Here is a 22,188-nt window from a genome sequence, read left to right as displayed (position 1 = left end):
GGCTGAACCGACGATTCGGGGGCCCGCCGAAGCGGACCCCCGAAACCGTCTCACGCGTGAGCCGTCTCCTTTTCCCCACCCGTGCTCTCGGCCGCCCGCTTCGGTCTGCGGATGAGCAGCAGGGCGAGGACGGCTCCCACGACGGCCACCGTTCCCGCGCCGACGAAGGCGCCCTGGAAACCGTCGGTGAGACCGGCGAGGTCACCCGGTTCGACCGGCCGGGAGGTGGCGATCGCGGTCATGGCCGCCAGGCCGATCGCCGAACCGATCTGGTAGGTGGTGTTGACGATGCCCGAGGCCAGTCCGCTCTCCTGCGGCCCCACCCCTGACATGGCCGACATCATCGCCGGGATGTACGCCAGGGACATTCCCACGGCCGCGATCAGGGAGGCGGGCAGGACGTCCACGGCGAACACGCCGTCCGGCCGGGCGAGGGACAGGCCTCCGACACCCGCCGCCATGACCGCGAGGCCGATGACGATGAGCGGCTTGGCGCCGAACCGGCCGAGCAGCCGGGCGGTGATGCCGATCATGAAGATCATGATCGCTACGGTCATCGGCAGCAGCGCGGCGCCACTGGGGAACGCGCCGTAGCCGAGGACCTGCTGGAGGTAGAGGTTGAGGAAGTACCACATCGGGATCCAGGCCGCGCCGAGCAGCGTCATCGCGAGGTTCGCGGTGGCCAGGCCCGGGGTGCGCCAGACGGCGAGCGGCATGAGGGGTTCGCGAACGGTGCGCTGGACCACCAGGAACAGCGCCAGCAGCGCGAGCGCTCCGGCGAACTCAAGCACCGTCGCCGCCGAGGTCCAGCCCTGCTCAGGGGCCCGCACGATGGCGTAGACCGCCAGGGCGATTCCCGCGGTCACGGAGACCGCGCCCAGCACGTCGACCGAACCGCGCCTGCCCCGGACGGAGGGAAGCAGCGCGGGTACGGCCGCCAGGGTGGCCAGGCCGATGGGCACGTAGACGATGAAGACCCACGGCCAGCTCAGGTACTCGGTGATGACGCCGCCGAGGAACACCCCCGCGGTGCCTCCCGCCGGGGCGGCCGCGCCGTACAGGGCCATGGCCTTTCCCAGCTCACGGGGGTTGTGCCCGAAGAGCATCATGAGCAGGGTCATCGAGGCGGGGGCGATGAGCGCTCCGCCGACTCCCTGGATGCCACGGCCGAGGATCTCGACCCAGGCGGTGCTCGCCGCCGCGGCGACGACCGATCCGGCGATCAGGATGACCCAGCCGGTGGTGAAGACCTTACGGGCGCCGAGCAGGTCGGACAGCCGCCCGCCGAGAAGCAGCAGGCCGCCGAACGCGATCACGTAGGCGTTGAAGACCCACTGCAGACCGCCCGGGGAGAAGCCGAGGTCGCGCTGCATGTCGGGCAGGGCGACACCGATGATCGAGGTGTCCATGATGACCATGAACTGCGCGGCGGCGAGCACGACGAGTGCCTGCCACCTGCGTGGATTGACGGCATTCATGCCGCACTCCTGATTTCTCGCATTCCTGCCGACGAGGCAGGATGGGGGTGGGGATTGGGTGTGATTCGACTCGACCGGCCCCGCGGTGGGCGTGCACGCCAATGCACGCCCACCACCTGTTGTCGGGCAGCTTGTTCTGGTTCCTGTCCTTGGGTGTCCTGTTCCTGGGCGGCACCTTGTTTCCGGGAGAACGCCGCCCCCTGTACGGCACCGCCCACAGGTCGCGTTCGCTACCCCCAGGGGGCATTGCCTAGGCGGCGCCGGCGGGCGAGGCGGTGGCCAGCGTGTAACCCGCCTGCTCGACCGCCACACGGATCTCCTCGTCGGAGAAGCCCGCTCCGCTGACGGTGACCGCACCACTGGACAGGTCGACCCGGACGTCGGTCACGCCGCCGACCTTGCCGATCTCGGCGGAGACCGACGAGACGCAGTGGCCGCAGGTCATGCCGCTGACCGTGTAGACGTTCGCCTCAGCCGCCCCGGCGCCACCGGTCACCGCCTGCGCGGAGTCGCCGTTCTGGGTGCCGCACGCACACGCAGTGCACATTGACCTCTCCTCTCATTACCCACGGGGGGTATGTCGTCGTGTGGCATCAACATACCCCCCAGGGGTTCTATTTCCAAGTGCGGCGACGAATCTTCCGGGCGACGGAACCCGATCGGGGCGCACCGGCGGTCCCGGTCGCCTCAGCTCTGCCCGGAGACGTTCGCGCTTCCCTCCTGGCGTTTCGGGGGGAGCGCGGCGAGCACCTGCGGGATGCTCCTGCCCAGCACGACCCGCTCGTCCGCCGTCAGCTCCCACCTCCCGCACGACCGCGCCTCCTCCCCCCGGCAGACGATGTCCACGACCTCCCCGAGGACCGCCACACCGTTCTCGAACCGGCCCCCGACCACCGGATCGGCCCGCAGGCAGGCTTTCAGCACCTTCTGCTGCGCGGGCTCGGTGAGCATTTCGTGGATCACCTTGAGCGATCCGGAGTGGTAGGAGGAATACTCCGAATTCTCGACAAGTCCCCGGATCGCGTTCCATCCGGCGAGCAGGGGGACGGCGAAAGCGGTGTAGTTCTTTTTGCAGGCCTCCTGCCAGTCGTCCGGCGGCGTGTAGGCACCGGGATCGAAACCGGAGGGATAAAGGCCTTCGCCGCCGGCGCCTCCCGTCGGCGTGGCCGTCGCACTGTTCTTCACCTGCGCGGAGGAGGTCGGCGCCGAACCACAGGAGGTGAGAAACGCCCCGGCCATGACAACCGCGACAACGGTCCTGAGGGAATTCATCCCACAATCATGGCCAGGTGCCGATCGGAAAATCTCCCGTTCCAGCCGGAGGCTCTCTGTTACGAGCACCTTTCGCTGAAATTTCACCATATTTCCATACCTGGGTGGCTATGGTGCTCCTTGATCTAGATCACCGGAGCGTGGCGATGAACACGAGAGAGCCCGACTGGGCGTACGCGGCCAAGTCCCTCCTCAAGGTCCTGAGCGTCAGCGTCCTGCTGTTCCTGGCGCTCAACGCGGCCGAAGGACTCCTGGCGAGATACGTCGACCTCGACGACGAACGACTGGCCCAGGTGTACGGCACGGTCGCCCGCGTCGCGAACCCCGACAAACGCCTGTCGGACGGCTACAGCGACGGTGGAAGGCTGCTGGGTGCGACCTACACGTTGACCGGGGAACCGCGCCGGGCCGGTCATGACCAGCCCCAACAGGAGTACGAGATCACGGAGGACCTGTTCGGCACCATACGAGCCCCCTCCCTCTCCGGCCCCTCCGGCGCCCTGGGAGACGCGATCACCGCCGTGGAGACGAATCCCGGTGCCGACGACGCGCTCGCCGAGAAGACCCGCAAGACCGTGGACGCCCTCCCGAAGACGCTCGAAACCGTCGCGGTCGTGGAGTTCACCCACGCGATGACCACCGAACAGCTCATCGCCTTCAACCGGAAACACCGGATCTGCGCGGGAGCGGACGTCTCCTACGTCTACGACCCGTCCTTCTACGACGACTCCTCCTTCGTTCCCCGGACGAACGCGATCGTCTGGAACCGCGGCATGCTCCCCGGCAACAGCCCCACCTACCAGTGCGAGGCCGAACCCGCGACGGCACTGGCCGAGTTCCGCCGATGGACCGGGCTGCTCCACGAAACGGACGACCTCCAAGGATTCGGGCTGACCCCGTACCAGCTGACCGGAGCGGCCGAGGAAGGCGTCGTGCACGCCCTCCTCCTCGACCGCTGGAAACTCGCCGCCCTCCGCGAACTCCTCGACGACCCGGAGGTGAGAACGGCCCACCTGACCGACGCCGCCTTCGATCTGGGCTATCCGGATCAGACCTGACTCATTTGGTGAGACGGCGGTGGCGGACAAGCGGGCGGCACTGACTGAGATGCGGGACACCTGTAGACAGGTCGGCCAGGAAGCAGGAGCGAGATGGGCGAGACGGCACAGTACGAGGACGAAGTAGTCGTAGGGCCGGGCGGCTGATGACCGATGAGGCGGGCGTGATCACGGGGGATGTCACGGTGGTCACCGAAGCCGACGGTGACCAGGCCCTGGTGCGGATGCAGTAATGGCATGTCCTGGCCGGTTCGCCCATCCAGCTCGAAGACCGGACCGTCGAGCAGGTGCACCAGGCGGTGCTGAAAGCCGCCGAGGCCGGGCATGAGGGGCAGCGTGACAGCCGACCAGGCGAGCAGCTGATTCGGGTCCGAGCCGGCAGGCGCCGAAGCGGGACCATGCAGCCGAAATATGGAAATCCGAGAGTTCCCCGACCTCGTCGATCGGTGCTCATCTGAAGGTGTTCTCCCACCCACCCGACCGAGGAGAGTCACCGTGAAGATCCGCCGATTACCTGCCGCGTTACTCGCGACGGCGCTGGGCGCCGCCGTTCTGGCCGGCGCCGCATCCGCATCCGCATCCGTCAACTACCAGACCGCCTCGGTCGGGAGCGCCGGAAGCCACGCCTTCGCTCCGCTGCCTCCGGACTGGTATTGGTCCAAGTGGTACGCGACGATGGACGACTGCCGGGCCGGCTGGCAGGATGCCGCCGAGCACGGCGATTTCACCGGGCTGGCCGGCTGCCGCTACTACGCCGGTGACCAGTACCGCCGGGCGGGCTTCTACTTCCTCATATACATCCCCTGAACCTGACAGGCGCGCCCCGGCCACCAGCGCGGGGCACGCCTCCCTGTCAGCCTTCCTCCCGTGCCGCCTCCTTCAACGCCTTCTCCCGGGCGCGACGCCGGCCTGCGCCGACCCCACCACTCGTCGCCGTTGAGCGGCCTTGAAGCCTCCATCCGGTCCGCGCGCAACTGGGCCGGCTTGGTGTGCTGCTCGTCGGTCGTCTCCGGGGAGGACGGCAGGGCAGCGTTGGCTCCTTCGATCCGGCGGGCTCATGATCGCGGAGAAGTGCTCGCACGGGGACTCCACATGGACGTCGGCGAGCGCGATCGCCTCTGTCTTCCCGGGGCGTACGTCTTGGTCAGCCCGGCGGCGCGGACGGCGGCCGATCCGGTCACTGTGTCCTGCCCGGTCAGGGTGAAAATCGTCGGAGCGGTGAGGTTGAGGGAGCATCGGCCGATGCACAGCCGGAGGATCCCCCTCAGGACCCATGCGGGTGTGGACGAAAGATAACCGTCGGTAAAAATCCTGTCTCACCGCACCCTGGAGGCGTGGAATCCCGCCTCCACCTGCCGGGGCGGCATACCTCCGTCATCGATGTGCCTATCCGGCCTTATTCACTCTCTTGACAAGTTGTTTCGTGCGGCGAAGACTCTTGGCGAAGGTATTCCAATTTACATGCTTCGGTGTTTTCTCCCGATTTATCATTCAACCTTTCGGCAGGTGGTCCCGTGTGGCGAAGAATCTTGGCGACGGTGTTCGCATTCAATGTACTTGCTTCATTGGTCATTATGGTGCCCGCCGTCCCGGCGGCAGCGTCCAACGAAATGCTGAACGAGGTTTTCCGCTACGACTTCAATGACGGTAAACTCGCCCCCGTAATCGACGTCACCGGCCAGAAGCACCACGGCACCGTCAAACCCGACACCACCGTGCTTCAGCTCGTCCCAGGCGAAAACGGTCGGCTCGCCGTCCAGTTCCCGTCCACCGGTTCGGCGCTCATCGAAGTAGGCGGCGCCGCCGTCCCCGCCGCCGGGGCGAGAACCTTCCGCTTCGGGGCAAGGATCCGGTTCGGCTCCGCGCCGGTGGCGGGGAAGCACACTGTGATCCAGCAGGGTTTCCCCAGCGCCTCCGACCAGTGGAAGCTGGACGTCGACGACGGAGTGGCCAGCTGCGTCGTCAAGATCGACGGTGGTGCCGAAGTCCGGGTCCAGGCAGGGACCATCGTGGACACGGCCTGGCACGACGTCGAATGCCGGAAGACCGGCACGACCCTGGCCGTCTACATCGGCAACGTGCTGAAGGGCAGCAAGCCTGTTCCGGGCGGTCTCGTCGACCAGCTCGGCAGTGGCCGACCGACATTGGGCGGCATACCGAACTCGGCGGCCGACCAGTATCGCGGCTCGCTCGACGCGGTGTTCTTCGCCGTCGACAAGGAAACCACCCCGGATCCGGCTGGTGACCTCAGGGCCACACCGGCCGTGTCGAACACCTCGTGGGCGGATGTCGTCGCTACCACCACTCCCACGCTCACCGCCAAGGCCGTCGATCCTCACGGGCGTCCGCTGAAGCACTCGTTCGTGGTCATGCCCAAGGGCGGGAGCGACGTCGTGGCCAGCGGGGACGTTCCGGACGTTCCCTCAGGGGGCACGTCGTCATGGACGGTCCCCGCGGGTGTCCTTGAGAATGCGAAGTCTTACGACTTCAAGGTGAAGGTGAGCACCGGCAGCGACGTCAGTCTCTGGTCCGTCCGGCGCAAGTTCACCACCGATGCCGCGAACGTGCCCACTGACCTTGCCACAGGCCTTGAAGAACCGACCAGCCCGGTGCTGTCCGGTGTCGTCAGCAGGGTGTCCACCCGATCCATGACCGCTCGGTTCTACCTCTTCGACGTCGACGGCAAGCCTGTCGGCGCCTCGCCCCTCGGCGTGGCCACGGCCGAAGGCGGCCGGCGTGTCAGCCTTCGCGTCCCCGAGGGCCTTGTCGAGCAAGGGGGCGCCTACCGCTGGCAGATGGAGTCATGTGCCGACGGAGGCGCGTGCAGCGCGCGTTCCGGTGCGATCGACTTCACCGTGCCTCGGCAACCGGAGTCACCGGCCGAGCGGACCGCGACGCTGGACAGGCAAACGATCACCTTCCGGGTGGCGCATTCGGCGCCGGACGCGTGCGGCGGCGCGGCGTGTCAGCTGGCGGTGACGGATGACGCGCAACTGGGCGGTGGGGGCGCCTCCCGGAAGCTGACCCTGGTCACCATCGATCCGGCGTCGATTCCCGCAGGCGCGCAGATCACCTCCGCCACGGTGAACATGGGGAGCGCGCACTGCGCCGCCGGGTGCCCCGCCGACGCGAAGCTCAAGCTCCACGCGCTCAAGCAGCAACTTCCCGAGAACGCGACAGGCGCCGACGTCGTCCAGCAACTGGTGGAAGAACCCGAGGCCGAGTACGGATTCGGCGATGCCGCGCTCGACGTCACGCCCTTCGTCCAGGACTGGCACGCGACACCGGCCGACTCGGAGTTCCGTGACCCTGGCCTGGTCCTCATCGCGGATGACGGCGTGCCCGCGGCCTCGCTGGGGGAGAACGCCACCGTCCAGATCCGGTATGTGGCGCCCACGGCACCGGGAGCGATCACGAAGATCGACACCCGACCCGGCGACGGCGGGGTGCTCCTGAACTGGTCCCAGCCCGACGACGTCGGCGCGGCCGTTCCTGTCGACGGCTACGACCTGCAGGTGATCGGAGCGGACGGCGGTGTCGTACGCACCGTCGACAGCGAAGGGCAGCGCGTCGTGGTCGGCGAACTGACCAACGGCACCGCCTACCGCTTCCGGGTACGCGCACGGACCACGTTCGGCAGCGGGCCGTGGGTCACCAGCGAGGTGACCACCCCGGCCGCCGTCCCCGGGGGCCCCGGGCAGTACCTCGATGCGGTGCGCGCCTACGTCCAGGCGCGTGCCGGGATCGCCGACGGTCAGTACACGACCGCTGACGACGCCCTGGCCGAAAGCCCGCAAGGTGAGACGGTGAACGCCGTGCTGAGCACGGTGGCCGACGACATCCCCCCACCCGCGCAGGAGAACAGCCAGACCACGAGGAACATCCGGCTGAGCGACACGCTCGTGTCGGTCACCTCGGCCGGGAAGATCACTGTTCGCGCGACCGTGAGCGCGGACCTGGTCTATCCCGCGCAGGACGCGGACACACCCACCGGTGGTGACTGGGAGGAGACCACCGACTACGTCTTCGAGCAGCGAACGCCGGCGGCGTCCTTGCACCTCCGGGCCCAGGCCGCGCAGACATCGGGTTATGAGATGACCCGGCAGCTCGGCGGTGACTACGTCGATGCCAAGGTCGAACCCTCCTCGTTCGAGCTCAACGGCCTGACAGACGGGGAGGAGATCCCCGAACCGCCGGTGAGCACTGTCTCAGGGGCCCAGACACCCCGTGCCGGCGTGGTGTCCCAGAGCGCCGTGAACACCGGAGGAATGGTTCGTTGGGCCCACAAGCACGCCTACGACCGTTGGGAATACGGCCAGGACTGCACCAACTTCGTTTCCCGTGTCCTCAACCACGGCGGAGGGCTACGGATGTTCGGCAAATGGGATGGCTGGAAGCATCGGAAAAACAACAAGCTCTGGTATGAACGGTTCGATCACGATTCATACTCCTGGGCGGCGGTACGGCATAACTTCGACCACTTCTACAGCAAGCGGAGAAGAGCCACCGAAGTCCGCCTTTACGGTACCTGGCCCGAGGTCCGGGTCGGTGACATCATCTATTGGTTCAACCATCACAAGAAGTCCGCGGGCCAGGACCCATGGCGTCATGCGGCCGTTGTCACCAAAAAGGGGAGCCCCAATGTCGCCTGGGGAGGTGTCTTCATCACCCAGCACGGTCACACCAAGGGGCGGGACATCCCTCTGAAAAGACCCGACAGCGGCGTCCAGTACATAATCCTCCGACCCCATTGGTGATGGTCCGAGATACTCCTCAAGCTTCACCGGCGGCTCGTCGGACGAACTTGAGCGCAAGGATTCGCCGCCGGACGTCACTCGCGTGGCGTTCGACGGCGAATCGGCCGACGCGCGGCGGAGAATCCTCTCCAGGGCCCGCAGCGGCGTAGAGGATCACCGGGACAGCCAGGACGGGGCCGACGAAGCCCTTCACCTCTCGCCGCGCGGCAGCCGAGTGGCGAGAGCGGCCTCGGCCGGGCTGAGCACGCCGCCGTCGAACAGGAAGTTGATCAGAGGGGCCGTCCGTCCCGTTGGGCGGGGACGACGTGCGAGTGCGCTTCCCCGACCGGGCCGGCGCCGAAGCGACCACAGTCGAGCACCTGGGCCCGGCCCTGGACCGGTTGCGTGCCGACCCCAGACACCGGCCTTCGATGAGGAGGCGGCGGTGAACGGTGGACGTGGAGACCCCGAAACAGGGCGGCAACGCACGCCATGCGCACCCGCTGACCAGCACGTGAACGATCGCCGCGAACAGCGGCTCATCGGGCGCGTTCTGCGGCCGCACCCGGTCCGGTGGGATCAGCGGCTTCGCGATCTCCCACAACCCGTCCGGGACAATCCAACTCCACGTACCCCGCCCCATGCCCCAACCAACAAGCCATCACCACATAGGACACGGTCTTAATGCCGATACCTTCAACAATCGCGCGACATATGCCATAAGAAGTGGACGGGGCGAACTTTGGAGGGAATGTCCGGTGAACGCTGACAACGGTTTGGGCGACGCGCTCCGGCGCTCCGTCGGAACACGCACCCGCCGCCGACTGGTCACGATCACCCTGCTGGCGGGCGTGGCGGCGGCCGTGGGCATGAGTAAGGCACCGCCCGCAGGCCGGACGTTCGCCATGCTCACGGAAGCGGCGCAGAGCCTGATGTCGATCACGGTGCCGTTCCTGGGCGTACTGCTCACCCACGACCTGCGAAGAACACCTCGTACGGCACGGCTCGCCCCGACCCTGCTGGCGGCGACTCTGCTGGCCGCCGCCTTCGGCGTGTTCGGGGCCCTGACCTGCGCCCTGGCCCTCATCCTCACTCCGGCCGTCCCCGGAGCGAACCCCTGGCTCAACGTGGAGACTCTCGTCCTGGGCGGCGTGCTGGTACAGGTCGTGGCCCAGCTGACGGGTACGGCGCTGGGCCTGCTGCTACGGTCACCCGTGGTCGCCTGCCTCGGCACCATCGTGTTGCCGATGGGCCTGTGGCTGGTGCTGCGCGCCAGTCCCGTCCAAGGTTGGCTGGCGCCGTACGCCACCGCCCGGAACCTGCTTTCCGGCCAGATGACCCCCCTGGCATGGCTGCAATGGGGCACCGTCCTCCTCATCTGGGGCGTAGGTCTCAACGCCGTCGGCGCGGCCCGGCTGAGGCGTGTGCCCGTCGGTTCCGGGAGCGCGTCGTGAACGTGCCGCCGCGACTTCCCGACGAGTGGCTTTTCTCCGTCGCTTTCCAATGTCCACGGTCCGACCGATACCGGAAGCGATCGTCAACATGAACCGGATAAAGATAACGAGGAGATGACCACCGAATCCCGCGCCCATTCGTTCAACGCGGCAGCCGCCCAGTACGAGGCGAGCCGTCCTTCGTACCCTCCCGCGCTCTTTGACTTCATTGAGGAATCACTGGGCCGTTCACTGGCGGGTGCCCGTGTCGCGGACATCGGCGCAGGGACTGGAATCGCGACCAGACTTCTGAGTGAACGGGGCGCCGACGTGATCGCCGTCGAACCCGGTGAGGCGATGGTCACCGAGTTCCGCCGGATGCTCTCTGACGTGCCGATCGTCCGGGGCGACGGCAACGCCCTGCCGCTGGTTGACTCCTCTCACGACCTCATCACGTACGCGCAGTCCTGGCAGTGGACCGATATCGAGCGTTCCGTCCCGGAAGCGCTGCGTGTCCTGCGCCCGGGTGGCGCGCTCGCCCTGTGGTGGAACACCAACGCCTTCGACATTCCGTGGATCCGCGCCCAGGACGAGCGCATCGCGCATCACTGTGGAGTGCCCCCGCACCCTGTGACACGTCCCGACGACGGCGAGGCCATCCGGCTCACCGGTCTGACCGGCCTACGGGTCGTCCGCCGGCTGCTCCGCTGGCAGCGGACGGTCTCCTTCGACACGCACCTCGCCAACATCGGCAGTCGCTCGGCGTTCCTCGTCCTCGACCAGGCCACGGCCCAGGCCTTCCTCACCGAGGAGCGTCGACGCCTGCGCGACGCCTTCCCCGACGAGACCCTGGAGGAGACCTACGTGGTCGATCTACTGGTGGCCACCCGTCCGTGACCTCCCCAAAGGCGGGCCCCTGTGACCGCACGAGTTGAAACCTGGGACGGCCCGGAGCGCTTCGGGCACCACCCTCTCCCCGCGACGTGCGGGATCCGGGAGACGGACCGACCGCCCCCTGTCCGTACGACGGAGACACCTGGAACGCGCGCCGGTGTCCGTTGACGTCGTCGCTCGGACAGATCGGCTCGACCCCGCGGGGCGGTGGCGGCGGGCAGCCGCACAGGAGTTCTCACCCGCTCGCCGGAGGCTCGGCGCGGGCCGGGATCAGCCGTCCGGGTCCTTCGGAGTCGCCTCCACGACGGACAGGACGGTACCGGTGGGGACGACGCGGGACAGCCGCAGATCGGCCGCCTCGAAAAGCTGCGAGAACTCCTGCGCCGTGCGCTCACGACCGACGAGAGAGGCCATCAGCAGAAGGTCGACGAGCTTCGCCTGGTGCGGGGCGTTGCCGGGGGGAACGACCGCGTCGATGACCAGGATCCGCCCGCCCGGCCGCATCGCCGTACGGCAGTTGCGCAGAATGGCCACGCACTGGTCGTCCTCCCAGTCGTGCAGGATGCGCTTCAGCAGGTAGACGTCTCCTTTGGGGACCTCGGTGAAGAAGTCCCCCACGGCCAGCTCCCAGCGGCCACGGGTCTCCGCCACGTCCAGCAGGTGGTCTCGCAGGACGTGCTCGGCGTCGAAGAGCACGCCCCGCAGGCCGTCCCTCCGGCCCAGCACCTCCCGCAGCAGCCCGCCCTGGCCACCACCGACGTCGACGACGACTCCCGATTCGGGGAATTCGCAGGCCGCGGCGATCGGCGCGTTCTCCTGGGCGGACATGGCCGCCATCCCATGGTGGAAGATGGCCGCCGTCGCCTGATCTCGTGCGAAATGGTCGAAGAACGGCATGCCGAAGATGTCGTCGAACGCCGGACCGCCCTGCTGCAGGCAGCGTTCCATCTCGCCGGCGGGCCGCCACATCGACTGGTCCGTGAGCATCAGTACGGCCGACCGCGCCGACAGGGGCGCGTCCGTGCGCAGCGCGTCCCCCGCAGGGGTGAGGCGGAACCGGCCGTCGTCCAACTCCTCGAAGATCCCGCGGGTCACCGACACCCGCAGGGCCCGGTACAGGCTCCGCGCGTTGACACCCGTACGCCGGGCCAGGTCTTCGACGGTACGCGGACCGTCCGCGAGATGGTCCGCCACGCCGGTCGCGGCCACGGCCCGCAGGGCGGCCGGATAATAGAACATGAGCGCTTCGTCGATCAGGAAGGACGCCGACGTTCGGCCGTCGGCGGTCGCGCTGTCCTGTTCGTGGCGGCCTTCCATCGAGGTGCCTCCCCTGGTGGGATCTGCGTGTCCTTCGCCGGCGCGGCGGAACACGCCGTCCGCCGATGCTGCGGTGTGGGACCTCGTTCGAGCCTATGGGCCTGCCGGATCTTCAACCATTGGCCCGGGGGGCGATATACGGCTGCACCGCGAGTGAGCATAGTGTCGCGCGGGTCACCGCCCGCCGCCCCGATCGTCCGGTTCTGCGCTGCGGCGAACGGCGAATCCCTCCCGCCACCAGACCGCCCAGCACCGCGCCACTCTTGAGGCGGGGGCCAACCCCGCGCTCGTCGCCGGATGGCTCCAGGAAAAGCTCGGCCGTAGGACGCTCCTCAGCCGCGTGCACGTCCATCCCCAAGACGGCTGAGGTGACGCGTGAACTCGGCGACATGGTCCGGTTCTCACGCGGGTCGACCTGATACGGAAGGTCAAGATCTACGGGAATATCGGCCTACGGCTGGTCCACCACCCGTCCAAGCAAAGAGTCCTGGTCACTTCTGCTCGTGACCAGGACTCCAAAGGCGACCGATTTGCGCTCGAGGAAGACTTGAACCGTTCTCCTGTCTTCCAGGGCCACAGCGGGACCTGTGGCTGGACACCACCTGATTCATGGCAGGGAGCAGCCGTTGATCCACTCGATGTAGATCAGCCGCTGGGACCATCCCCGCGTGCGCGGGGAGCATTAACCCTTACTTAGGATAAACACGCACCTAAGGGGACCATCCCCGCATACGCAAGGAAAGCGAGAATCTCGACCGACAGCTAAAAGTATACGGTCGGCACCTTTTTGTGTGCGCCACCCTCCCAAGCGCAGGTATGGTGCAACCTTAGATGCGTGTTTAAAGTCACGGGAGGCAGAGAAACGGTGATCATCCAATCCACCAAATCGGAAATATTCCCCAGGAGAGTACTAATCAAAGCTTCCTAAAACGGTGAAGGATAAGCACATCACCCGTCTCTCGCAAGGAGCTTGCTGGTCCGGAAGATGAGGTACCTGTGCCAAAGCATGCGAGGCAGATAAATAGGAAAAAGTCCGACCATATCGACTGGCGATGGGTTCTCCCTTTGGGAATCGCCGTCTTCGCGGTCGTCTGGCACTTGAAGCGGCGTAGGTCCAGGTAGTAAGAGCGGCTACCTGGACCTACGCTCCTGCGGAGCAGAGCGGAGCCCCGGCATGGGTGGAATCATCGTCAGGGCTTCGTGCTGTGCACGTCCATAATTAGATCAGGCGACTCGTGTACCCGGCTTCCACCAAGCGTTCGAAGGCCGTCCGGACCTCATCCGGGTATGGCTGTTCTACGGCGAAGCCCTTCTTGGCGTATTCCGTGATCCGCTGGGTGTCGCCGACCAGCATGTTGATCACGCGATCCACATCCCCGATGCTCTCGACGTAGTCGGCAAGCGAGAGCGGGAGTGACGCGCAGGTGATCTCGATCTCCGGCCAGATCTTCTTGCACGTGGCGTACGCGCGCCGCTGCTGGTAAGGGCGTGAGATGAGCACCGCCGACGTGACGGTGATCCCGTGCCGGGCCAGAAGATCGCGGGTGTAGGTGAAGTTCTCTCCCGTGTTCGTCGCCCGTGGCTCGACCAGCACCGCCCCATCAGGGACCCCTCGTCCGACGGCATGCTCTTTGTAGTGGACGGCTTCGCCGTGAGGGAACCTGCTGATCGTGGTGGGGGCGTTGGCTCCCGTGAACACGATCAGCGGGAACAGTCCTCGCAGGTGGAGATCGGCGGCATGGGTGGCGACTCCGAGGTCGTGACTTCCCAGGCCGATGCCGACGTCTGCCGGCCGGACGGCATGGTGCATGTCGTGGTAGTTCCACAACGTCTCGACGTCAGCACGGAGAACGTCGGGGACAACGGCACCGGCGGTCATGGCCTCTAGCTGTCCTCAGTCGGGAATCTTGAACGCGTAGGACTCGCGAAGCGCGACGCGACGTGCACACCACGGGCGAACCCGACCAGGCGGCCTTCACGCGTGAACATACGCCGCTGCAGGGTCATGACCCGGCTCAGTGGCGGGCAGCGCCACCATCTCGGACTCGTTCGGTGCCGGCATGCGCGAGCGGATCGTCTCGGTCATGCTGTCTCCCTCCGGCCCTCGAAGGAGCCGCCCCGATGCCCGCCGAACGGCCGTACGACCTGCGACACTCCTGCGTGTCCACATGGCTCAACGCCGGTGTTCCGGCGCCCGGGTCGCCGAGCGGGCCGGGCACAGCGTGGACGTCCTGCTGAGGGTCTACGCCAAGTGCGTCCACTGCCAACAGGGCGAGGCGATGTGCCGCCTCTGTGAGGCGACCAGGGCCTGAAAACTTGGCCGCATATTGGCCGCGACGAGCCATGGCGACCCGCCGTCAGCCGGACATACGAGAAGAGCCCTCTCACCGCGTTTTCGCTGGTGAGAGGGCTCTTTCTGCTGATATGGCAGGTGCAGGACTTGAACCTGCGTAGGCTGAGCCGACGGTTTTACAGCTCGTGACCGTTCTTCAGGTGGCATGGCCGCTGACCTGGTACGCAGCACGTTCGCAGCCCTCTCGCCATCATGATCATTGCACGTATATTGCACGCCACGACAGGCGCGGCCGGGGATCCATCCGGCGATCGATCTGCGTCTTCACCGGCCCCTCCGCCAGCCAATCAGCGATCAGCTCCGTGGGGCGAGGAGGTTCTTGAGAAGGGGGATCGTATGGCGCTGCCTGACAAAAGAAGTCGCTTGGGCCAGATGTCGCAGAACTTGCCATCGCACTGAAGGTCATTTAGATTGAGTGCTCACTGAGCGCTCAATAATCGGTTGGTGCTCGCAAGAGGAGGTTCGATGGAGGAAGTTGTCGATGTGAAGGTCGCGCGAAAGGCGGCTGGGCTGACCCAAGCCGAGGCGGCGAAGGGCGCGCGCGTCTCTGTGGCCACATGGAGACGCGCCGAGGACGACCTCTCGTCGGTGTCGGCCAAAACCAGGTCCGCGGTCGAGCGTGTGCTCAAGGCAACTCGGCGTCGGCCGCAGGAGAAAGCGGCCGAACTATCCTTACACGCGAGGAGGCTGAACGAGAGTTTCCAGGAGGGGTCTCTGACGCCTGCTATGGCGGTGCATCTATCAGCCACTTGCGGCATGGCCTACGACATGAGTACCCATGATCAGGCGGATCTTCCAGACTTTATGGAAGAGCTACCTGACTCTGTTCTGTTCCGGGTTCAGGGGAATCATGCATGGCGCGAGAAGCTGGCGAAGAATTTTCAGCGGATGGCGTCCCTGCTCGACAGTGGCGTAAGGCCGAGACTCCAGAACCTAGCGGAAGAGTACGTGCTGCACGCGGCCATAAGCTGGGGGCGTGGGACGTGGGACGACATGCCTCCGTGGCAGTACGTCAAGGGTATCGAGCACCGAAGGGACGACCCGGACTGGGACGGTGTCGCGTTGGAGATCTCGCGCTTCCCATTCGGGTTTCCTGAATTCACTGAGGATGAGATCGCCGATCACATCGGATCCGATGGCCGTATCAAGCTTTCGCGACTGCACCCCTACCGCTGGTGGGATCCGCTGGATGCGGCCCTGAACGAATGGCGAAAGGCCGATGGAAGCGCCATCGCCGCACCGGAGTTCATCGCGAGCGTGCTTCTCGGCTTCCTTCGACGCAATCGCGATATCGTCAATGAGATCTTTGAGGGCGATCTTTACGCCTTGGACTTCGACGCCGCCCGCTCCGAGGTGCTGCTGCGGGACGCGTCTGGGTTCACGGCCGTGCTCACCGTGACGCGTCCGGATGTCGTCGTCCCGGTGAGGGAGAACCCTTTCCAAGCGTTCGTGTACGCGAGCAGCTTCGTGGAGCACATTTTCCGGACACACGAGGAGAATCGTGTCGCCGAGTGCGGTGCTTGTGGCAGTTGCGAGGACTGCGAAGACGGCGGCTACCTCAGCGAGAGTGCCAACGGGCGCGATGCTTGGCGACAGGCCACAGGTCTCTCCGAACCCCCAGACCTCATCGATGTTGGCCGCTCCGAGGATGACTTTCGCGGCCAGCAAGCTATTGGAATCAAGTTCGGTGAGGACCTGGTGATCAGGGTAACGATCATAGACAACGACTGAGGCGTCGGCATGATCTCCGCGACCGTCGGTGCAGTCCTCCAACTCACTCAGGACGCTGCTGTAGCTCTGCCGGATTCGAATAGGAACAACAAATAAACCGCGCCTCCGCCAGACCCAGGCAGACCAAAGCTTCCAGCAATCCCGGCGCGGTTCAATCTACGCTAAGTGCATCTTCGGCCAGGACGAAGCTGCCAAGCGCCGGATCACCGACGCACTCAAGGGGTGTGGAGTAATCCGGAGCGGTCGCACGAACTGATCCGCACAGGTCAGACGTTGGCATCACCATCTGAATCAGCCGGGTCTGCTGAAGAGGCGGCAGTTTTCTCCTGTGATTGGAGAAGACCAGTTCCATCCGGTTGGACAACGACGGCCCATCCCTCCGGCCAGAAATGGTCGCCTCCTGGCTGGATATTCGTACGCCTTTACCTCCGAACGTTGCATTACTAGTGAAGGTCGTCCTCTGGAAACTGGTGTTCCAAGTGAAGGTCGTCCGCTCGAACCAGGCGCTTCCAGCGAAATTCGCTCCGATAAATACGGCGTCACCAGAGAAGGTCGATTTACGGAAGACGGATTCGACCATACGACAGTTTAGGAAATGCAAGTTAATGAGGGTAGCGCCAGTTAGATCGATTCGCATACCGTCCCAGAAGCGAAGGTCGGCGGGCTGGTCTGTGTCATATTCCTCTGTGGTGGGTTCATCCCGCAGGTGCTCGGTAAGGATGCGTTGGGCGGTGAGTCGAACCTGGCGTTCCCCCTCCTCGTGGGGGGAGGGACTGGTCTTGATCTGCCACGGGCCAGGGGGTTGTGCCGCGCAGGTATCGGTGTTCGGTACGGTGTAAGGCATGCGCAGGTAGGCGCAGAGGACGTTGACAATGGTTTGTCGGTGGGTGGGGTTGCCCTGAGCTAGGCGCTCCAAGGCGTATAACCCGTCCAGGCGGACGGCGGCTTTCTCGCTGCCGAGCTGCTCAACGGCTTTGGTATATAGGTCCGTGACCCTATGCTCGGTGGCGTCATGCTCAGTGTGCCCGGCAGTGCGTTCGGCGTAGTAGTTACTGAGGCTGAAGCTCGGAAGTTAGATCATCATGCATGATTCATGACCACTAGATGGCCATGCATCCGATATGCCGGAATTATGAGGTATCCGGAAGGTGGCGGGCTGACCGCCAAAGACCGGGCACGACGCGAAGCGGTACGGCTGCATGCGGCGGAGATGTTCGCGCAAGACGTGTCCCAAGCCGAGGTCGCCGGCGGTTACATGTCTCTCCGATGTCGGCCAGCCGCTGGTATCGGGCCTGGAAAGCCGGCGGAATCGCGGCACTGGCCTCCAAGGGAGCGGCCGGATGGCCCTGCCGGCTCAATGAGGAACAACGTGCCCGGCTGGAAGCCGAACTCCAGGCGGGCCCGGCCGCCCACGGCTGGGCCGATCAGCGCTGGACGCTGGCGCGGGTGGCGGATCTGATCGTCTGGCTGTTTCGGATCCGCTACAGCCTGCGCGGGGTCTCGCTGCTGCTGCACCGGATGGGCTGGTCGCCGCAGGTGAGCGTGCACCGGGCCGCCGAACGCGACGAGGTGGTGATCACCTGGTGGAAGACTGAGCAGTGGCAGCGGATAAAAAGACGGCGGCGGCTCTAGACGGCTGGATCTGCTTCGAGGACGAGGCCGGTCAGATCTTGAGACCGCCCCGGGGCCGGACCTGGGCGCGCCGCGGCCACACGCCCGTGGCGACGGTGTCGGGCAAGGGATCAGGCCGGGTGTCGATCACCGGCATGATCTGCCTCAAGGCCGGGCACCGCAGCCGGATGATCTACCGTGTCCGGCTGCACCGCGGCCGCAAGGGCGAGCGGCGCAGTTTCGCCGAACGCGACTACGCCGCCCTGCTGGATGCCGCCCACCAGCAACTCGGCGGCTCCATCGTGCTCGTCTGGGACAATCTGAACACCCACCTCAGCCACGCGATGCGCAGCTACATTGCCGCTCGTGACTGGCTGACGGTTTACCGGCTGCCCGCCTACGCTTTCGAGCTCAACCCCGTCGAAGGCATCTGGGCCAGCATGAAGCATGGCCTGGGCAATCTCCTGGTCGACGGCCTGGACGCCCTCAACGCGACGATCAAGACCCGACTGAAACGCATGCAGTACCGGCCCGATCTGATCGACGGCTTCTTCGCCGAGACCGGTCTGGCCCTCGAACCGACCTAACCCCGGGAATTCATCCTCAGTAGTGGCGAGGGTCGTGAGTTCCTGATGGCGTTGACGGCGGAAGGCCAGCATGAGCGTAATGGCTGCGCCGACGCCGGCACCTGCTGCTAGAGCGGTGCGTAAAACCTCGTTGCGGAGCTGAATGGAGTTGATGCCTTGTGAAGGGGCAAGGCTTGCTGTTGCCGTTGGGGTGAGAGGTCCTGTCGAGGCGAGAGAGGTCGCGTTGGCAAGCAACCACCACGCCACTCCGTAGATCACGCCACTGATCAGCAGGTGATGGGAATGATCCACCATGCGGCAGGTCGGGGTTCACGTAGGGGAGGCGGAGCGGCAGGAAGAGGGGAAGGGTGGCGACGCATCCATGCAGGCAGACCCATACTGGCCATATCAGTGCGCAAGCATGTCACGGACATACAGGATGCAGAGATCGTTACATAATCGGTCGGCCTTGAGGGACATGCACACGACGAGTGGGCTCTGCCCTGCTTGCGGCTTGGGGCATGAGAGAACGGTGCTTGCTGTGGAGTGAGGTGGACAATGATCCGAAATCGATCCAGAAACTTGCGCACGTATTCGGCACAGCCAGCCGCAGTCGCCCGCTGAGAGCCACACACCACTGCACACAGCATGAGAGACGCGCACCCTCCGGGATCGAACCGCGCAGCGTGGTGATCCTCGACGAGATCCTGCCACGCCCCGATAGATGCAGCCACGAGATCGTCTTCCGGCCGAGAACGGTCATGATGGCCTGTCGAGACCTGGCCGCCACGTGGATGGAAACCGACTACCCCGAGAAGCCCTCTCGCGGCCGAGGTCACCGACAAAGTGTCTCGCTGGTCGCTGCCAGTACAGCCGTGTTTGTGAGCGAACGGTCCGCCCGCGTCCACGAATGAGTAGACCCTCGTTGATGAGCTACCGGAGTGAACGAATAATGAAAATTACGTGAGCGCGCTCCGATCATTCCTGCTGTCAATTAAAAGAGCTTCTGGTTGCCCTCATTAAGCAGTGGCTGATGCCGGTCTGGGACACCGACTACTGGACCATCGAAAGGAAGGTCACTCATTTCTCGCAAGGGTGCGGTTGCTTGCACACCGGCGACCCGAGTGAGGCATCGAAGTGCAACCAAGAGGAGCCCGCGATGCTCGATGGTGAAAAGATGCGAGAAGGCAGGAGCACGCCAATTCTGATCGTCAAGCAGAGCATCGAAGCAGACCAACTCAGCAGTTTGAAGAAGGTCCCGCGACACTTGAGGATTGCTGCGCAGCCGCTCCACGAGATCCACATAATCGCCAAGATATTCGGGTGGAGTGGCAACAGAGTCTCGCAGAGAAGGTACGTCGACATGGATCGGTTCGGCCCCAGCATTGACGTATGCCTTGTGAGTGCGGTCTTGGATGTGACGCACCAGTGCATCCGCTCGTTCTAGTAGCGGAAGGAGGTGGACATCATCAGGGTTACCGACTGTAAGAGCCCGTTCGAGCCGCCCCAGCAAAGCACGAGATGGAATAACGTCAAGCCGTCCAGCGTCTTGAAGTCCTGCGAGAAGGATCGCTATAAAGGCATGACCCGACAGTACCTTTGCGCTCGGATCAGGAAGTATGCCCTGATTCTGTACGGCTGCGCCGAAAGCTTCTAAAGCGGCCAAGATGGAAGGAGAATCTGCTAGGAGAGCCTCTCCTCGCAGGAATCGGATCAGCTCTTGCGATATGCCAGGGAGTCCCTTGAGCTGAGTATCCGTCCGAGCTTCAGCGGCTGTGCATGCTGCCCCATCAAGATGCGCAAACCTCTGCGGAAGCCAAGCGTGAGCGACCTCCCGCCGCTTTACAGCCTCCTCGTCTATAAGTGTAATATCCAGCTTCTGGGCAAGACTTACGCCGCGCCTGCTTACCGTCTGGCGCACGAGTGTGGCACGATCTAGCTTCAAGAGTTGGCGGAAACCGGCGAGCCAGACGATTGTGTTCGGCTCGCCACTCTGCCCTCTTCCGCTCTTACACTCTAGAACTGACCTGGAAAGACGAAGCCGCCGATCGAGATCCAGAGACAGAACATCGATATCGGTCAAGACATCTCGCCCGCTGTCGGCACCATCAGCTGTGATGGGTACTCTAAGTCGTGTAAAAGCCCCTTCTGCGAACTCAAGGCGGGCAACGCGTCGTTCTAGCTGGCCCCCGCTTGTTTCACTCGGCTTTGTGCCAGCTGCTGGCCCTCGCCGTGAACTTCTAACGCTCTGTGCGGTTTCAGATACACGGCCTTCGGCCGAACCGGAGCGAGGCTGACGGTCCGCACTACCTGAGCTCTTCTCTGCAGATTCACTCATGAGCGTCCACTCATCATGCGCCGAATGGGTACGTCGCGAAGGGCGGCGAGCAGGCGCGCTTGTTCGATCTCATCGACATCGGCGGTCAAGGCCATCTTAGCGCGGTCGCTCTCGACATGAATGTACGATCGTTGCGCTCGAAGGGCCGCAATGTCTGCGGACGAAGCATTGCTGACACCGGTTCCTTCACGCGCGATGAGCAACTGTAGAGCGTCTTCAGCCACCTCGGACTGGAGCAGTTCAAGTTGGCAGTAACCGAGGCCACTCCCCTGAATGACTTTGACAACCCCCGCCTTCTCCAGCATCAAATAGTCAGTGCCGATGGAGGTTGCGTTGCCTGCGACACCCCGATCAATAAGTGCCCTGAGAAAGACCGCAGGGGACCTGAGTCTATAAGCTGCAAACGTTGAAGCGTAGATCATCGACCCCACAAGCTGACGCACTTGTCCAGAAGCGTCACCTGCGGTTCCGCTAAACGGCCCACGTGTCAGATGTGGTGTGAATAGAAAACCCTGCTCGGCATCTTCTGACGTCTGAATTACCGACCGCTGTACCAAACCCTGCGAGACGGCGAACGTGACCCACTTGGAGTCAGTCGACTTCACGTGTGCCTCAGGCATGCCTGGATTAGCCGAAACCTCCTCCAAAAGAGCTGCTACCTCTCTGGTCGCCCTTGCATCCGCAGCTTTCAGCGCCGCTTGAGCAATGCTGTCACCTTGCGTCCAGACGTTGGGGTTATACAGCACCTCGCGATCATCGGCTTCAGTTTTCACCCGACGGACGAGCTTCAGGTAGGTGAGGTGGCGGATCGCGTCCTCTCCCGTCGCCTCGTCACAGGCCGAGGTGGTTGCCATCTGGAGAGCGTCGTCAACCAACAACGGTTGGAGCGAGGTCGCTCGAAGGATCGACAGGGCAGCACGTTCCTGAGGGGTGGCCCTAAGCATGTCCAAGAGGGAGGAAGCGGAGGCTACAAGATCCCCTGGAGCGGGGATGCTCTCGGCGACGGCGATGGGGGCGCTGTAGGTGTCCCGCGTCACGTTGATCCAGCCGAGGGTCTCCATGGTGGCGATCACAGGCTGCAACATTGTGCGGCCAAGTCCGGCGTCCAAACCGATGGCACTAAGACGTTCAGCGCTGCTGGTTGTGCTCCCGCGCAGCCGAAAGGCCATGTCGAGCACTCGACCCGCGAACTCAAGCTGCTCAAGCGCAGCCTTCTCCGGTCCCATTTGGAAGACGGAGAGGTGTCTTGAGAGGCCAAGCAGGAGCTCGGCATCGGTCATGATCGTCATAACCCCTCCGTTCGACCAGCGAGCTTCCTGATGGTGCCAGTGAGGGAAATTTTGCCTCACGAAACATGATCTGTCGCATGAAAAGGTGATGCATCGCATCTACGCAGGTCAG

At 64.6% G+C, this 22,188-nt stretch carries 18 protein-coding genes; 10 read left to right on the top strand and 8 right to left on the bottom strand.

Features of this window, described 5'->3' with window-relative positions:
* Nucleotides 1-50 precede the first annotated feature (50 nt).
* The 3 genes from ABZ470_RS19685 to ABZ470_RS19675 all read right to left on the bottom strand — a co-directional run bounded on the left by ABZ470_RS19685 (nt 51) and on the right by ABZ470_RS19675 (nt 2,750).
* Nucleotides 51-1,478 (bottom strand): MFS transporter, encoded by a 1,428-nt coding sequence (locus ABZ470_RS19685; RefSeq protein WP_362912677.1) that lies wholly within the window; start codon nt 1,476-1,478, stop codon nt 51-53.
* 250 nt (nt 1,479-1,728) lie between these two features.
* Nucleotides 1,729-2,025 (bottom strand): heavy-metal-associated domain-containing protein, encoded by a 297-nt coding sequence (locus ABZ470_RS19680; protein WP_352010791.1) that lies wholly within the window; start codon nt 2,023-2,025, stop codon nt 1,729-1,731.
* Nucleotides 2,026-2,165: 140 nt separating this feature from the next.
* Complete coding sequence (locus ABZ470_RS19675; RefSeq protein WP_362912675.1) at nt 2,166-2,750, bottom strand: hypothetical protein; 585 nt, start codon at nt 2,748-2,750, stop codon at nt 2,166-2,168.
* A gap of 146 nt (nt 2,751-2,896) precedes the next feature.
* Between ABZ470_RS19675 and ABZ470_RS19670 the strand changes: the two genes are divergently transcribed.
* From ABZ470_RS19670 to ABZ470_RS19660, 3 genes are all read left to right on the top strand, one after another.
* Complete coding sequence (locus tag ABZ470_RS19670; RefSeq protein ID WP_362912673.1) at nt 2,897-3,808, top strand: hypothetical protein; 912 nt, start codon at nt 2,897-2,899, stop codon at nt 3,806-3,808.
* A gap of 495 nt (nt 3,809-4,303) precedes the next feature.
* Nucleotides 4,304-4,615 carry a hypothetical protein gene (locus ABZ470_RS19665; RefSeq protein ID WP_352010794.1) on the top strand — a complete coding sequence of 104 codons (312 nt, stop codon included), beginning with the start codon at nt 4,304-4,306 and terminating at the stop codon, nt 4,613-4,615.
* 731 nt (nt 4,616-5,346) lie between these two features.
* Entirely contained in the window at nt 5,347-8,565 is a 3,219-nt protein-coding gene (locus ABZ470_RS19660; protein WP_362912773.1) for an amidase domain-containing protein, read from the top strand.
* Between the two features lie 16 nt (nt 8,566-8,581).
* On the opposite strand, the gene ABZ470_RS19655 is transcribed toward ABZ470_RS19660, so the two are convergent.
* A complete protein-coding gene (locus ABZ470_RS19655; protein ID WP_362912671.1) occupies nt 8,582-9,187 on the bottom strand; it encodes a transposase in 606 nt (201 codons plus the stop codon).
* 115 nt (nt 9,188-9,302) lie between these two features.
* Between ABZ470_RS19655 and ABZ470_RS19650 the strand changes: the two genes are divergently transcribed.
* On the top strand, nt 9,303-9,998 hold the full coding sequence (locus ABZ470_RS19650) for a hypothetical protein (RefSeq protein WP_362912669.1): 696 nt from the start codon (nt 9,303-9,305) through the stop codon (nt 9,996-9,998).
* A 114-nt stretch (nt 9,999-10,112) separates the two neighbouring features.
* Complete coding sequence (locus ABZ470_RS19645; RefSeq protein WP_362912667.1) at nt 10,113-10,874, top strand: class I SAM-dependent methyltransferase; 762 nt, start codon at nt 10,113-10,115, stop codon at nt 10,872-10,874.
* A gap of 267 nt (nt 10,875-11,141) precedes the next feature.
* On the opposite strand, the gene ABZ470_RS19640 is transcribed toward ABZ470_RS19645, so the two are convergent.
* Both ABZ470_RS19640 and ABZ470_RS19635 read right to left on the bottom strand, forming a co-directional pair.
* Entirely contained in the window at nt 11,142-12,188 is a 1,047-nt protein-coding gene (locus tag ABZ470_RS19640) for a methyltransferase (RefSeq protein ID WP_362912665.1), read from the bottom strand.
* Between the two features lie 1,219 nt (nt 12,189-13,407).
* On the bottom strand, nt 13,408-14,067 hold the full coding sequence (locus tag ABZ470_RS19635; protein ID WP_362912663.1) for a YdcF family protein: 660 nt from the start codon (nt 14,065-14,067) through the stop codon (nt 13,408-13,410).
* A gap of 289 nt (nt 14,068-14,356) precedes the next feature.
* Between ABZ470_RS19635 and ABZ470_RS19630 the strand changes: the two genes are divergently transcribed.
* Both ABZ470_RS19630 and ABZ470_RS19625 read left to right on the top strand, forming a co-directional pair.
* Nucleotides 14,357-14,500, top strand: coding sequence for a hypothetical protein (locus tag ABZ470_RS19630; RefSeq protein WP_362912661.1), 144 nt, complete (start codon nt 14,357-14,359; stop codon nt 14,498-14,500).
* A 506-nt stretch (nt 14,501-15,006) separates the two neighbouring features.
* Nucleotides 15,007-16,272, top strand: coding sequence for a helix-turn-helix transcriptional regulator (locus tag ABZ470_RS19625; RefSeq protein WP_362912659.1), 1,266 nt, complete (start codon nt 15,007-15,009; stop codon nt 16,270-16,272).
* A gap of 151 nt (nt 16,273-16,423) precedes the next feature.
* Here ABZ470_RS19625 and ABZ470_RS19620 read toward each other — a convergent pair whose 3' ends face one another.
* Nucleotides 16,424-17,116 (bottom strand): pentapeptide repeat-containing protein, encoded by a 693-nt coding sequence (locus ABZ470_RS19620; protein WP_362912657.1) that lies wholly within the window; start codon nt 17,114-17,116, stop codon nt 16,424-16,426.
* Nucleotides 17,117-17,538: 422 nt separating this feature from the next.
* Between ABZ470_RS19620 and ABZ470_RS19615 the strand changes: the two genes are divergently transcribed.
* From ABZ470_RS19615 to ABZ470_RS19605, 3 genes are all read left to right on the top strand, one after another.
* Complete coding sequence (locus tag ABZ470_RS19615; protein WP_362912655.1) at nt 17,539-17,904, top strand: winged helix-turn-helix domain-containing protein; 366 nt, start codon at nt 17,539-17,541, stop codon at nt 17,902-17,904.
* Nucleotides 17,871-18,470 carry a transposase gene (locus ABZ470_RS19610; protein WP_362912653.1) on the top strand — a complete coding sequence of 200 codons (600 nt, stop codon included), beginning with the start codon at nt 17,871-17,873 and terminating at the stop codon, nt 18,468-18,470. Before ABZ470_RS19615 ends, ABZ470_RS19610 begins: the two co-directional genes overlap by 34 nt.
* Before the next feature lie 1,012 nt (nt 18,471-19,482).
* Nucleotides 19,483-19,896 carry a hypothetical protein gene (locus ABZ470_RS19605; RefSeq protein ID WP_362912651.1) on the top strand — a complete coding sequence of 138 codons (414 nt, stop codon included), beginning with the start codon at nt 19,483-19,485 and terminating at the stop codon, nt 19,894-19,896.
* Nucleotides 19,897-20,783: 887 nt separating this feature from the next.
* Here the strand turns inward: ABZ470_RS19605 and ABZ470_RS19600 are convergent.
* Nucleotides 20,784-22,076 carry a hypothetical protein gene (locus tag ABZ470_RS19600; protein ID WP_362912649.1) on the bottom strand — a complete coding sequence of 431 codons (1,293 nt, stop codon included), beginning with the start codon at nt 22,074-22,076 and terminating at the stop codon, nt 20,784-20,786.
* Between the last annotated feature and the right edge of the window lie 112 nt (nt 22,077-22,188).

This window comes from Streptosporangium sp. NPDC020072, assembly GCF_040631445.1.
In the GTDB taxonomy this organism is placed as follows: Bacteria; Actinomycetota; Actinomycetes; order Streptosporangiales; family Streptosporangiaceae; genus Streptosporangium.
Note: the sequence above shows the minus strand (reverse complement) of the source record. Positions and strands in the feature narration are given on the sequence as shown.

Bases quoted from the DNA above. Each gene is read 5' to 3' on its own strand.
- ABZ470_RS19685 (WP_362912677.1), bottom strand. From the start codon at position 1,478: ATGAATGCCGTCAATCCACGCAGGTGGCAGGCACTCGTCGTGCTCGCC.
- ABZ470_RS19680 (WP_352010791.1), bottom strand. From the start codon at position 2,025: ATGTGCACTGCGTGTGCGTGCGGCACCCAGAACGGCGACTCCGCGCAG.
- ABZ470_RS19675 (WP_362912675.1), bottom strand. From the start codon at position 2,750: ATGAATTCCCTCAGGACCGTTGTCGCGGTTGTCATGGCCGGGGCGTTT.
- ABZ470_RS19670 (WP_362912673.1), top strand. From the start codon at position 2,897: ATGAACACGAGAGAGCCCGACTGGGCGTACGCGGCCAAGTCCCTCCTC.
- ABZ470_RS19655 (WP_362912671.1), bottom strand. From the start codon at position 9,187: ATGGGGCGGGGTACGTGGAGTTGGATTGTCCCGGACGGGTTGTGGGAG.
- ABZ470_RS19645 (WP_362912667.1), top strand. From the start codon at position 10,113: ATGACCACCGAATCCCGCGCCCATTCGTTCAACGCGGCAGCCGCCCAG.
- ABZ470_RS19640 (WP_362912665.1), bottom strand. From the start codon at position 12,188: ATGGAAGGCCGCCACGAACAGGACAGCGCGACCGCCGACGGCCGAACG.
- ABZ470_RS19635 (WP_362912663.1), bottom strand. From the start codon at position 14,067: ATGACCGCCGGTGCCGTTGTCCCCGACGTTCTCCGTGCTGACGTCGAG.
- ABZ470_RS19630 (WP_362912661.1), top strand. From the start codon at position 14,357: ATGGCTCAACGCCGGTGTTCCGGCGCCCGGGTCGCCGAGCGGGCCGGG.
- ABZ470_RS19625 (WP_362912659.1), top strand. From the start codon at position 15,007: ATGGAGGAAGTTGTCGATGTGAAGGTCGCGCGAAAGGCGGCTGGGCTG.
- ABZ470_RS19620 (WP_362912657.1), bottom strand. From the start codon at position 17,116: ATGCCTTACACCGTACCGAACACCGATACCTGCGCGGCACAACCCCCT.
- ABZ470_RS19615 (WP_362912655.1), top strand. From the start codon at position 17,539: ATGTCGGCCAGCCGCTGGTATCGGGCCTGGAAAGCCGGCGGAATCGCG.
- ABZ470_RS19605 (WP_362912651.1), top strand. From the start codon at position 19,483: ATGCCGGTCTGGGACACCGACTACTGGACCATCGAAAGGAAGGTCACT.
- ABZ470_RS19600 (WP_362912649.1), bottom strand. From the start codon at position 22,076: ATGACGATCATGACCGATGCCGAGCTCCTGCTTGGCCTCTCAAGACAC.